The organism is Microbacterium sp. B19, from assembly GCF_000333395.1.
Classification (GTDB): Bacteria; Actinomycetota; Actinomycetes; order Actinomycetales; family Microbacteriaceae; genus Microbacterium.
In genome coordinates, this window is sequence record NZ_BADA01000149.1 from 1 (window position 1) to 11,218 (window position 11,218).

Sequence of the window (11,218 nt, forward strand, 5' to 3'; positions counted from 1 at the left end):
TCGCGGGATGCTGAGCCTCGGCGCCGCTGACTTGCTGACCTCCGGCCCGCTCTTCATCGTCGGGGGCATCGTCGCGGGAGCCGGCGTCGGCCTCCTCTTCCGGGGAGCCCTCGCGACGGCCGGGTCGCTCGCCGACCCTCGCACCCGCGGCGAGATCACCTCCGGCGTCTTCCTCCTCGCGTTCGCCGGCATGACCGTGCCGCCCCTCGCCGTCGGCGTCGCGCTCCTCGCCCTTCCGCTCGTGCCGGTGTTCCTCGGCTTCGTCGTGCTGGTGCTGGCCCTGTCGATCTGGGGCGGCCTGGTGATCCTGCGCGAGACCGCGGCGACCGCCTGACGCGGGGGCGGGTCGGCGCCCTGCCCGGGCCCCGCCTTCGCCCGGTGAGTGTCCAAGACACGCCGTATCGGCCCCACCCGACGCGGCGTGTCTTGGACACTCCACGTCGTCGCCACCCTCGTGTCCGATTTCCGCCGGTGCATGTCGGTGGGGGATGGCAGGGTGGATGCCATGACCCTCACCGCCGCCGACGCTCGGGGCTTTGACGAGCGCTACCGCGTGATCCAGTCGCGCGACCGGCGCTTCGACGGGCAGTTCGTCACGGCGGTGCGCTCCACCGGCATCTACTGCCGTCCGAGCTGCCCGGCTCGCACGCCGAAAGAGGCGAACGTGACGTTCTACGCGACCTCGGCGGCGGCGCACGAGGCGGGCTACCGCGCGTGCAAGCGCTGCCTGCCCGAGGCCGCGCCGGGGTCCCCGGCGTGGGACGTCCGCGGAGACGTCGCCGCGCGCGCGATGCGTCTCATCGCCGACGGCGTCGTCGATCGCGAGGGCGTCCCCGGGCTCGCGCGGCGGCTCGGCTACTCCTCCCGCCACCTCGGCCGCCTGCTCACCGCCGAACTCGGCGCGGGGCCGCTCGCGCTCGCGCGGGCGCAGCGCGCCCACACGGCCCGCGCCCTCCTCGTGGGCACCGACCTGCCGGCATCCGATGTCGCGTTCTCGGCGGGGTTCTCGAGCGTGCGGCAGTTCACCGAGACGATCGGCGAGGTCTTCGGCCTGTCGCCGACCGCCCTCCGCGCCCGTCGCTCGCGCTCCTCGGGCACCGTTCCGGTCGGCGAGATCGACCTCGCGCTCCCCGCGCGCGGACCCATCGACACCGTCGGTCTCTTCGGCTGGATGCGCGCGCACGCGATCCCCGGCGTCGAGGTCGGCGGCGACGCCTCCTTCGCGCGGGTCATCCGGATGCCGGGCGGACCCGCGTGGTTCGAGGTGCGGCGCGACGCCGACTCCCGGCTGCGCCTGCGCGCGCGGCTCACCGCCCTCGCCGACCTCGGCACCCTGATCGCGCGCGTCCGGCGTCTGTTCGACCTCGACGCCGATCCGCTCGCGATCGACGAGGCGCTCGCCCGGCATCCCGAGCTCGCCCCCGCGGTCGCCGCGATTCCGGGCGTGCGGGTGCCCGGAGCGATGGATGCCGCCGAGATGCTGCTCCGCGCGATGATCGGCCAGCAGATCAGCGTCGCCTCGGCGCGCACCATGCAGGGGCGACTGTCGGCCGAGCTCGGCGAGCGCGTCGACATCGGTGGCATCCCGATGACGCTCTTCCCCGACCCCGCGGTCATCGCCGCACACGGCTTCGACGTCCTGCGCGGACCCGCCGCGCGCCGCCGCGCGATCGTCGAGGCCGCCGCCGCGCTCGCCGACGGCTCGCTGCCGCTCGGCCCGGGCGACGACGGCGCCGAGCAGCGGGCGCGGCTCCTCGCGATGCGCGGGATCGGCCCGTGGACCGCCGACTACGTCCGCATGCGGGTGACCGGCGACCCCGACGTGCTCCTGCCGGGCGATGTGGCCGCCCGCGCCGGCGCGGCGGCGTTGGGGCTCCCGTCCGATCCGGCCGGCTTCACGGCCTGGTCCGAACGCGCGGCTCCGTGGCGCAGCTACGCGATGGCCCACTACTGGTACGCCGCGCCCGTCACGCAGGCGTGGCGCACCCCGACCCCCTCGATCGAAAGCGAGCCCTCCCCGTGAGCACCGCGACCCTCCAGTTCCTCGACACCCCCGACGGGCCGTTCGCGATCCTCGCCGACGACGCCGACCGGGTGCTCGTCGCCGGATGGACGGACGACACGGATGCCGTGCTCGCCCGGCTGCGCCCGGCCCACCGCCCCGCCGAGATCGTGCCGGGCGAGACGCGCGCGGCCGCGGCCGTCGTGGCGTACTACGGCGGCGACCTCGCCGCGATCGACGACGTGGAGGTCGTGCAGTTCGGCACGCCGCTGCAGCAGCGGGGGTGGGCTGCGCTGCGGAGCATCCGGCCGGGGGAACCCCTGACCTACACCGGATTCGCGACGGCCCTGGGCTCGCCCGCGGCGGTGCGCGCGGCGGCATCCATCTGCGCCCGCAACGCGCCCGCGCTCTTCGTGCCGTGCCACCGCGTGCTGCGCGGCGACGGGACGATGGGCGGCTTCGCGTGGGGCGTCGACGTGAAGCGCCGGTTGCTGGAGCGCGAAGCCGCGGCCTGACCCCGCCGCGCAACCTCAGTGATCCGCGCAACCTCAGCCGAATGGGGCCGGATGCCACTGACTCTGTGCAGATCGCGGAGGTTGTGCCGCGGCCTGACCCGTGCCCGGACCCCGCGCCGCGCCAGTCGCCCGCAGAATCCATCCTTGCCCCCAGCTGACTCTCAGGCATATCCTGGAAAGCTGCCGCGCCACCCCCCTGAATTCTGCGGCTGCGCACCGAACGAGGAGGATGCCATGGACCAGATCGACTCCACCGTCGTGCGTGCCGCCTTCTCCGTCGTCGCCGCGCGGCGCCCGTAGCGCTCCGACCGCTCGCGCATCGCACGTCCCGGCGGACTCCGCCGGCCCTTGGCATCCCCTTCCCGCGCCCATCCGGCGCGTCGCTTCGACCCCACGAGGATCATGACCACCGCAGAAAACCGCCCTCAGCTGTCGACGCTCCGTTCCCTCGCGCGCCTGCTGCCGATCGCCCGGCCCGTGCTTCCCCGGCTCGTGCTCGGCGCCGTCAGCGCGCTCGGCGCGAGCGTGCTCGCACTCGCCATCCCGCTCGTCCTCGAGCAGCTCGTCGCCGGTCCGATCTCCTCCGGCGACCCTGCGCAGTTGGCGTGGGGTGCCGTGCTCATCCTGGGCCTCGGGCTCGCAGAGGCGGGCATGGTGTGGCTCCGGCGCTGGTTCGTGCTGGCGCCCGCGACCCGCGTCGAGTACGACCTGCGCCAGTCGTTCTACTCGCGTCTGCAGCGCCTGCCCGTCGCGTTCCACGACCGCTGGCAGTCGGGGCAGTTGCTGTCGCGCATGATGCAGGACATCAGCATGCTGCGCCGCTGGCTCGCGTTCGGCCTCATCCTGCTGGTCGTCAACATCCTCACGATCGCGATCGGTGCGGTGCTGCTGTTCCGCTGGCACTGGCTGCTCGGGACGCTGTTCCTCATCGCCTCGGCGCCCCTGTGGTACGCGGGCTACCGCTTCGAGAAGCGCTACGGCGCGCTCACGCGGCAGAGCCAGGACCAGGCGGGCGACCTGGCGACCTCGGTCGAGGAGAGCGTGCACGGCATCCGTGTCCTGAAGGCCTTCGGTCGCGGCAAGCACGCGCTGCAGAAGTTCACGCGGCAGGCCGAGTCCCTCCGCGAGACCGAGCTCGGCAAGGCGCGCGCGGTCGGCTGGATCTGGTTCTGGCTCGTGCTGCTGCCCGACATCGCGTTCGCGGTGTGCCTGGGCGCGGGCATCGTGCTCACGCAGCTCGGTCAGCTGCAGGTCGCCGAGCTCGTGGCGTTCTTCGCCATGGCGACGGTGCTGCGGTGGCCGATGGAGTCCATCGGCTTCCTCTTCTCGTTCCTGCTCGACGCGCGCACCGCGACCGACCGCATCTTCGAGGTGTTCGACGAGCAGAACACGATCGTCGACCCGGCCGAGCCGCGCACGATTCCCGCGCCCCGCGGCGAGCTCGTGCTCGAGGGAGTGCATTTCCGGTACCAGGATGCCGCGGACTCCGAGCCCGACCTCCTCGACGGCGTCGACCTGACGCTGCGGCCGGGGGAGACCATGGCGCTCGTGGGCCTGACCGGTTCCGGCAAGACGACGCTCACGACGCTGCCGGGGCGTCTGTACGACGTCACGGGGGGCCGCGTGCTGCTCGACGGCGTCGACGTGCGCGAGCTGCGGCTCGCCGAGCTCCGGCGTCATGTCGGCATGGCCTTCGAGGACGCCACGCTGTTCTCGCAGACCGTCCGCGCGAACGTCCTGCTCGGCCGGGAGGACCTCGAGCCGGGGTCGCCCGAAGCCGAAGCGGTGCTCACCGAGGCGCTGCAGGTCGCGCAGGCGCACTTCGTCCACGACCTCCCAGACGGTCTCGACACCGTGATCGGCGAGGAGGGGCTGAGCCTGTCCGGCGGCCAGCGTCAGCGACTCGCGCTCGCGCGCGCGGTCGCGGCGCGCCCCGCCGTGCTCGTCCTCGACGACCCGCTGTCGGCCCTCGACGTCGACACCGAGGCCCTCGTGGAGGATGCGCTCCGCGAGGTGCTGAGCGAGACCACGGCGCTCGTCGTCGCGCACCGTCCCTCGACGGTGACCCTCGCCGACCGCGTCGCCCTGCTGCAGGACGGCCGCATCACCGCCGTCGGCACGCACTCCGACCTGCTGCGCGAGAGCGAGGCGTACCGGCACGTGATCTCGAGCCTGGAAGAGGCCGAGGCCGAGCGCGAGGCGCAGACCGGCGCGATCCCGATCCTCCGCACGGACGGCTCGGGTGTGGCATCCACCGACGAATCCCAGCCCGCGAAGGAGGCGACCCGATGAGCGCGACCACCGTCACCGGGACGAGCGGCGAAGACCGCTCGGACTACACGCGCGACGAGAGCCGCGCGATCCGTCAGCGTTCGCTGCGGCTGCTCGGCTCGCTCGTGTCGCCGCTGCGCTGGCAGCTCGTGCTCGCCGCCTCGGTGCTCGTCGTCTCGACGGCGCTGCGTGTGGCCGGCCCCGCGCTGATCGCGATCGGGATCGACACGGCCCTGCCCGCGGTGGTCCAGAACAACGACTGGATGCCGACCATCCTCGTCGTCGCGATCTACCTCACCGCCGGGATCGGCGGGGCGGTGCTGATCGGCTGGTACGTCGTCGTGGCGGCGCGGTTGACGCAGGCGATCATGCTCGACCTGCGCAAGCGCATCTTCCTCCACACCCAGCGACTGAGCCTCGAGTTCCACGAGTCGTACACGTCCGGCCGCATCATCTCGCGCCAGACGAGCGACCTCGACACGATCCGCGAGCTCCTCGACGGCGGGCTCAACGAGCTCGTGTCGGGCGTGCTGTACGGGCTGTTCACGCTCGGCGCGCTGTACCTCCTCGACTGGCAGTCCGGGCTCGTGCTGACGGTCATGGGTATCCCGCTCTACCTGCTGATGCGCTGGTTCTACCGCCGCTCGCAGGTGGTCTACCGGGAGTCGCGCGTCGTGAGCGCACAGGTGATCGTCAAGTTCGTCGAGACGATGACCGGCATCCGCGCCGTGAAGGCGTTCCGGAAGGAACCGCGCAACGACGAGGAGTTCGGCGACCTCGCGGGCCAGTACCGCGACGTCAACATGCGCTCGATCCGGCTGTTCGGAACGTTCGAGCCGGCCCTCATGGCGGTGGCCTCCGTCTCGGTGGCCGTGGTGCTGCTGTGGGGCGGCGGCCGTGTGATCGGCGGGGCGCTCGAGATCGGTGTGCTCGCGGCCGCGGTGCTGTACGTGCGGAACTTCTTCGCCCCGCTGCAGGAGGTCGCGTTCTTCCTGAACTCGTACCAGTCGGCGACGGCGGCGCTCGAGAAGGTGTCCGGCGTGCTGGAGGAGGAGCCCACGGTTCCCGATCCGACCGACCCCGTCGACCTCTGGAGCGCCCGCGGTCACGTGCGGTTCGACGAGGTCACGTTCGGGTACTCCGACGACCGCGTCATCCTGCCGAACTTCACGCTCGACATCCCCGCGGGGCAGACGATCGCGCTCGTCGGCACGACCGGTGCGGGCAAGTCGACGCTCGCGAAGCTCGTGTCGCGGTTCTACGACCCCACGCGTGGGGCCGTGACCCTCGACGACGTCGACCTCCGCCGTCTGCACCCGAAGGACCTGCGCCGCGCGATCGTCATGGTCACGCAGGAGGCGTACCTGTTCAGCGGAACGGTGGCCGACAACATCGCCCTCGGCAAGCCCGACGCGACGATGGACGAGATCCGCGCGGCCGCCCGCGCCGTGGGCGCCGACGGGTTCATCGAGAAGCTGCCCGACGGGTACGACACCGACGTGAACAAGCGCGGCGGACGCGTGTCGGCGGGTCAGCGCCAGCTGATCTCGTTCGCCCGCGCGTTCCTCGCCGACCCCGCGGTGCTCATCCTCGACGAGGCGACCGCGTCGCTCGACATCCCGAGCGAGCGGCTCATCCAGGACGCCCTGCAGACGCTGCTGGCCGACCGCACGGCGATCATCATCGCGCACCGGCTGTCGACGGTCGCGATCGCCGACCGGGTGCTCGTGATGGAGCACGGCCGCATCATCGAGGACGACACCCCGGCCGCGCTGATCGCCGGCACCGGCAAGTTCGCGCAGCTGCACGCGTCGTGGCGGGAGTCGCTCGTCTGACGGAGCGGGAGGGATGCCACGGCCTCGGGGTCGTGGCATCCCTCATTTCCGGCCTCATTTCCGGTCGAATGTGACGCTCGCCACACGCGCTGGTGATCGCGTCGAAGCGGCCGGGTGATTCGGTCGTTCGCCCCCTGGCACTCGCACGAGTGCATGTATACATTTTCTCTCGGTCCCCCGCTTCGCGGAGGGCCTCCGCGCTCCGGAAGTGCGCGGAGCAGGAGCGAGGGGGATGTGTCGGTGACACGAGGGGCAGTCGACGCGCGAGACGCGCGGATCATCGGCGAATGGATCACGGGGCGCCACGCGTCGTTCCGGCGGGCGGTGTTCTGCGCACCGGGCGCGCCCGTCGAGCCGGCGGCCGCGGCGGTGACGGGGGACGATGTCCTGCTCGTCCCGTCCGACACCGCCATCGAGTCCGCGGCGCACGTCGTCCGCTTCGACGGCGCCTTCGACGAGGTCGGCGATGTCCTCCACGTGGCCGGGCACGCGGTCGAGCTTCAGCACTATGCCGCGGCCGCGTACGTCGAACTCGTCGGGCCGACGGCGATGCGCTTCCTCGACGCCGACGGGTGGCGGGCGTTCCTCGCCGACGCCGACCTCGCGCGCGCCGCCGGTGTCTTCACGTCGCCGATGACCGACCCGCGGCTTCGTCTCGCGGATGCCGACGTGTTCGACGATCCGTTCGCGTCCACCGCCCCGCGAGCCCTGCACGTGCACGCCGACGGGCACCTGACCGCGGGTGCGCAGGGTGCGGTGCTCGGCCTCGCGGACGACCTCGCGGGCGTGCTCGCGTCGCAGTGTTCCCGGTGGGAGGCCCTGGCCGGTATCGTCGCGCCCGCCGACCTGACCCGCGACCTCTCCGCCCGACCGTGGCTCGGACGCTTCGTGCACGCCGCCGAACTCGCGGGGGTCCTCAGGCTCGAGGCTTCCGATTCCCGGATCGACGGGTTCGGCTGGTCGGCGGCCCCCGACGAGGGTCAGGACGGCGGCGGGGTCGCCCGTGCCGACGGCCCGTTCCTCGTGCGGACGCCCGACGGCGTCCTGCTCGTCGACCTCCGCACGCGCCGGCGTCAGCGTCTGCCCGAGCAGACCGTCCGTGTCGTCGCGACACTGCAGGCGTCCGCCGATGCGACCGCGGCGGCGGATCGTCTCGCCCGCACCGAGCGGCTGTCCGCCGAGGCCGCGCGAGCGCTGTGCGCCGAAGCGGAGCGGTTGCTGGGCGTGCGACCGGGCGTACCGGCGGCGGCCGATTCCGTGGCCGTCGGGGCGGGGGCGTGACGCCCGTCTGGTCGGCGATGTCGCCCGCGGACCTCGCGGTCGCCCCGGACCGTGTCGCGGTCTCGGCGCGCGGGCACCGCGTGCGGTTCGCCGACGGATCCGACCGGCTCTGCGCCACCAGCGGACTGTGGAACGTCCCGCTCGGCTACGGTCACCCCGGGATCGCGGAGGCGGTCGCCGGCGCCCTGCACGAGGCGTCGTACCTCACCCTCTTCCGCGGCGTGCATCGGCCGGCGCAGGAAGCCGCCGCGGCGCTGATCGACCTGGCCGGGGTCGAGCGCTATCGCCGCGTCATCTTCTCGACCTCGGGCGGCGCGGCCAACGACGCCGTGATGAAGCTCGCGCGGCAGTTCCACATCGAGTCGGGCGAACCCGCCCGCACGCTCGTGGTCGGGCTTCGCGGCAGCTACCACGGCACCATGTATGGCAGCCACGCGCTGAGCGGTGACGCCCTCGGCCAGGCGGCTTACGCGCTCGATCGCCGGGCGGTGCGGCACGTCGACGCCGCCGACCCGGGGGAGCTCACCGCCCTGCTGCGGCGCGAGGGCGCCCGCGTGGCGGCGGTCGTGATCGAGCCCGTCCTCGGTACGGGAGCGCACCCCGTCGCGGAGGCGTTCGTCGAGGCGGCGCTGGACGCGCGCGACGAACACGGCTTCCTCCTCGTCGCCGACGAGGTGGCCACGGGTTTCGGGCGCACTGGCCCGCTGTTCGCGTCGGGAGAGTGGTCGCGGTCGCCGGATCTGCTGGTGCTGTCCAAGGCCCTGACCAACGGCGCGCTCGGTGCCGCGGCGGTGCTCGTCGGTCCCCGTGTCGTCTCGGCGTTCGCCGGCCGGCGCGCGACGTTCGTCCACGGCGAGACCCAGGCCGGAACGCCCGCGGTCGCGGCGGCGATCCTCGCCGCGGTCGACGAATACCGACGGCCGGCGATCCTCGCCGCCGCCACCCGCGTGGGCGTGGGCGCCCGGGAGCTCGCCGACGCGCTGGTCCGCGACGGGCTCGCCGTCGAGGTCCGCGGCCGCGGCGCGTTCCTGGCCGTGGCCCTGACCGGCGGCGACGGCGCGCGGCTCTCGCCCGAACGGATCCCGGATGCCGTCGCCGCCATCGCCGCGGCCGGTGCGATCGTGCATCCGGGGGTCGATGGCATCCAACTCATCCCGGGCTACGGGTACGACGACGCCGCGTTCGCCGAGCTCGACGCAGCGATCCGCGCGGGGCTCGCCCGCGTGACGGAGGCGGCCGCGTGAGCGCCGTCCCGCGCCGCGGGAGGTCGACGCTCGTCGCGGGGTCGGGCATCGCCCGCGCCGTGTGCGCGCGCGTGACGACCGGACGCCGGACCCTGGTCGTCGTCGACGCGCGCCTGGCGCCGCGGGCCGAGGGCCTCGCGCGTGCCGTTGCGGTCGTGCCGCTCGTCGTCGGAACGGTGGATGCCGGGACGGTCGTCGCTCTCGCCGACCGCCTGTCCGACGCGGGGGCGGAGTCGGTGGTGGCCGTCGGTGGGGGAACGGTCCTCGACGCGGTCGCCGTCGCCGCCCTGGGCCCCGCGACCGTGGCGTGGGCGCTCCAACGGGCCGAGGGCGTGGCGGTCGTGCCACTGCCCGCGCCCGCGAACCCGCCGATCGAGGTCGTCGCCGTCCCGACGACCGTGGGCACCTCGGCGGAGACCAACGCCGTCGCGATCGTCCGCACGAGCGCGGGCGCGCGGGTCTTCGTCGGCGAAGCGGTGAGGCCGCGGTACGCCGTCCTCGACGCGACGCACTACGCCACGCTCGACGCCGCCGACGTCCGCGCGGGATGCCTCGAGGCCCTCCTGCGTCTCGCGGGGGTCAGCACCGCCGACCGCGCCCACCCCCGCGCGCACGCGCACGCCGTCACGATCGCGCGCGCTCTGCTGGCCGCGGGTCACAGCGCCCTGACGCTGGCGTCCCGCCTGCGGATCGCGCGTCTCAGCGCGGCGACGCAGCGCAGCGCCGCCCTGCGCGGGCGTGCGCCCTTCAGTCCCCGCCACTGGTATCTCGCCAACGAGGTCTCCTTCGTCGCCCGAACGACGAAGATGCGGGCGACGGCCTCGGTCGTCTCCCGCGTGTGGCAGCGCATCGAGGACGGCGACACCCGCTGGGGGTCGGCCGAGCCGTTGGAGGCGTTCTGGCGCGAGGCGACCCGCGATGCGCGGCTTCCCCTCGCCCCGGCGGCCGGCATCGACGCCCTCATCGCGCGCTGGGGACTGCCGCTCGCTCCGCGACCCGACGCGGAGGCCCGGGAGGCCATGGCCATCCGGGCGGAGCGGTGGTGGGGCGGTCGGGGGCCGGCGCTGTCGGGCCTCTCGGCCCCCGACGTGCGGGACGTCCTCGATCGGGCGCGGTGGGACCCGAACCCACCCGCCGAGGCGTCCCGCCTCCGCCCCACGCACACGTCGACACCCGCGGGGGGAGGTGAACACACATGACGAGTCTCACGATGAGCCCTCCGCTGCAGTTCGAGGAGCTGGATGCGCTGGAGGCACCGAGCTGGGAGAGCTTCTACCAGGGAGTCCTGGCCGGACTCACGGTCGTCGGCATCGGCGTCGCGATCGCGACCTGAGCATCCCGGACGCACCGCGTCAGCCCTCAGCCTCACCGAAGGAGGTGACTTGCACATGACTTCCACCCTCGACTTCGTCGAGCTCGACGCACTGGACGCCCCCGACGACGGATGGGACTGGTTCCGCGGCTTCAGCTACGGCGTGGCCCTCGGATTCATCGCCCTGGCCGCCACCTGAGCCATCCGCGGGAGGCCGGGTTCCCGGCATCCCTCCCTTCATGCACCCGAGGAGGTGACTCATGTCCAACGATCTCGCACTTCGCTTCGAAGAGCTCGACGAGCTCGACGCGCCCCTGGAGTGGTGGGAGCACGCCGGCTACATCATCGCCATCATCGGCGCGACGGTCGCCATCGCCACCTGACCCGTCGAGGGGGAGACGCCGGGCGCGTGTCCCCCTCGACTTCCGCACCCCCCCCCAGAGAGAGGTTCCATGACCGCCCCGCTCACCGATTCCGTGCGCCGTCAACTGGCCGACGCCGGGTGCGTCGCCGCGCCCGGCGACGTGTACGCCGGCGACGGCGCCCGGTTCTACGACGACCTCGTCGGCCCCGACCGGTCCGAGATCCGCGAGGTGCTCGAGATCGCGCGTCGCGTCGGACCCGACGTGCTCGACCTCGCCGCCGGAAGCGGACGCATCACCCTGCCGCTCGTGCGGACCGGCAAGCGCGTCACGGCGCTCGACCTGTCGGCCGACATGCTCGCGCGCCTGCGCGCGGCGCTGCCCGCAGGAACGACC

At 73.4% G+C, this 11,218-nt stretch carries 11 protein-coding genes and 1 pseudogene; all 12 read left to right on the plus strand.

What is annotated here, in order from left to right; translation table 11 throughout:
* Window positions 1–334 (plus strand): annotated as a pseudogene (locus I5G_RS25730) (MFS transporter); the annotation flags it as partial.
* 171 nt (window positions 335–505) lie between these two features.
* Complete coding sequence (locus I5G_RS05880; RefSeq protein ID WP_022878240.1) at window positions 506–2,023, plus strand: DNA-3-methyladenine glycosylase 2 family protein; 1,518 nt, start codon at window positions 506–508, stop codon at window positions 2,021–2,023.
* Window positions 2,020–2,517 (plus strand): methylated-DNA--[protein]-cysteine S-methyltransferase, encoded by a 498-nt coding sequence (locus tag I5G_RS05885; RefSeq protein WP_022878241.1) that lies wholly within the window; start codon window positions 2,020–2,022, stop codon window positions 2,515–2,517. The genes I5G_RS05880 and I5G_RS05885 overlap by 4 nt, the downstream gene beginning before the upstream one ends.
* Window positions 2,518–2,919: 402 nt before the next feature.
* Window positions 2,920–4,809, plus strand: a complete 1,890-nt coding sequence (locus I5G_RS20910; RefSeq protein WP_022878242.1) for an ABC transporter ATP-binding protein — start codon at window positions 2,920–2,922, stop codon at window positions 4,807–4,809.
* The gene (locus I5G_RS05895) at window positions 4,806–6,623 is read left to right on the plus strand and encodes an ABC transporter ATP-binding protein (protein ID WP_022878243.1); all 1,818 of its coding nucleotides are present in this window, start codon (window positions 4,806–4,808) and stop codon (window positions 6,621–6,623) included. The genes I5G_RS20910 and I5G_RS05895 overlap by 4 nt, the downstream gene beginning before the upstream one ends.
* Window positions 6,624–6,863: 240 nt before the next feature.
* A complete protein-coding gene (gene mpaB, locus I5G_RS20915; protein ID WP_148286413.1) occupies window positions 6,864–7,904 on the plus strand; it encodes a daptide biosynthesis RiPP recognition protein in 1,041 nt (346 codons plus the stop codon).
* The gene (gene mpaD / locus I5G_RS05905; RefSeq protein ID WP_022878245.1) at window positions 7,901–9,148 is read left to right on the plus strand and encodes a daptide-type RiPP biosynthesis aminotransferase; all 1,248 of its coding nucleotides are present in this window, start codon (window positions 7,901–7,903) and stop codon (window positions 9,146–9,148) included. The genes mpaB and mpaD overlap by 4 nt, the downstream gene beginning before the upstream one ends.
* A complete protein-coding gene (locus tag I5G_RS20920; RefSeq protein WP_022878246.1) occupies window positions 9,145–10,347 on the plus strand; it encodes an iron-containing alcohol dehydrogenase in 1,203 nt (400 codons plus the stop codon). The genes mpaD and I5G_RS20920 overlap by 4 nt, the downstream gene beginning before the upstream one ends.
* Window positions 10,344–10,481 carry an MpaA1 family daptide-type RiPP gene (gene mpaA1, locus I5G_RS25735; RefSeq protein WP_022878247.1) on the plus strand — a complete coding sequence of 46 codons (138 nt, stop codon included), beginning with the start codon at window positions 10,344–10,346 and terminating at the stop codon, window positions 10,479–10,481. Before I5G_RS20920 ends, mpaA1 begins: the two co-directional genes overlap by 4 nt.
* 55 nt (window positions 10,482–10,536) lie before the next feature.
* Window positions 10,537–10,659: an MpaA2 family daptide-type RiPP gene (gene mpaA2, locus I5G_RS26700; protein ID WP_022878248.1), complete on the plus strand. Its 123-nt coding sequence runs from the start codon at window positions 10,537–10,539 to the stop codon at window positions 10,657–10,659.
* Window positions 10,660–10,720: 61 nt separating this feature from the next.
* Window positions 10,721–10,843 (plus strand): MpaA3 family daptide-type RiPP, encoded by a 123-nt coding sequence (gene mpaA3, locus I5G_RS26705; RefSeq protein ID WP_022878249.1) that lies wholly within the window; start codon window positions 10,721–10,723, stop codon window positions 10,841–10,843.
* Window positions 10,844–10,912: 69 nt separating this feature from the next.
* A partial coding sequence (locus I5G_RS26150; protein WP_026095680.1) for a class I SAM-dependent methyltransferase occupies window positions 10,913–11,218 on the plus strand: 306 nt, incomplete at its 3' end.

What these genes read in the sequence shown, in the direction of transcription:
- I5G_RS05880 (WP_022878240.1), top strand. Translation starts at nt 506, where the DNA reads ATGACCCTCACCGCCGCCGACGCTCGGGGCTTTGACGAGCGCTACCGC.
- I5G_RS20910 (WP_022878242.1), top strand. Translation starts at nt 2,920, where the DNA reads ATGACCACCGCAGAAAACCGCCCTCAGCTGTCGACGCTCCGTTCCCTC.
- I5G_RS05895 (WP_022878243.1), top strand. Translation starts at nt 4,806, where the DNA reads ATGAGCGCGACCACCGTCACCGGGACGAGCGGCGAAGACCGCTCGGAC.
- mpaA1 (WP_022878247.1), top strand. Translation starts at nt 10,344, where the DNA reads ATGACGAGTCTCACGATGAGCCCTCCGCTGCAGTTCGAGGAGCTGGAT.
- mpaA2 (WP_022878248.1), top strand. Translation starts at nt 10,537, where the DNA reads ATGACTTCCACCCTCGACTTCGTCGAGCTCGACGCACTGGACGCCCCC.
- mpaA3 (WP_022878249.1), top strand. Translation starts at nt 10,721, where the DNA reads ATGTCCAACGATCTCGCACTTCGCTTCGAAGAGCTCGACGAGCTCGAC.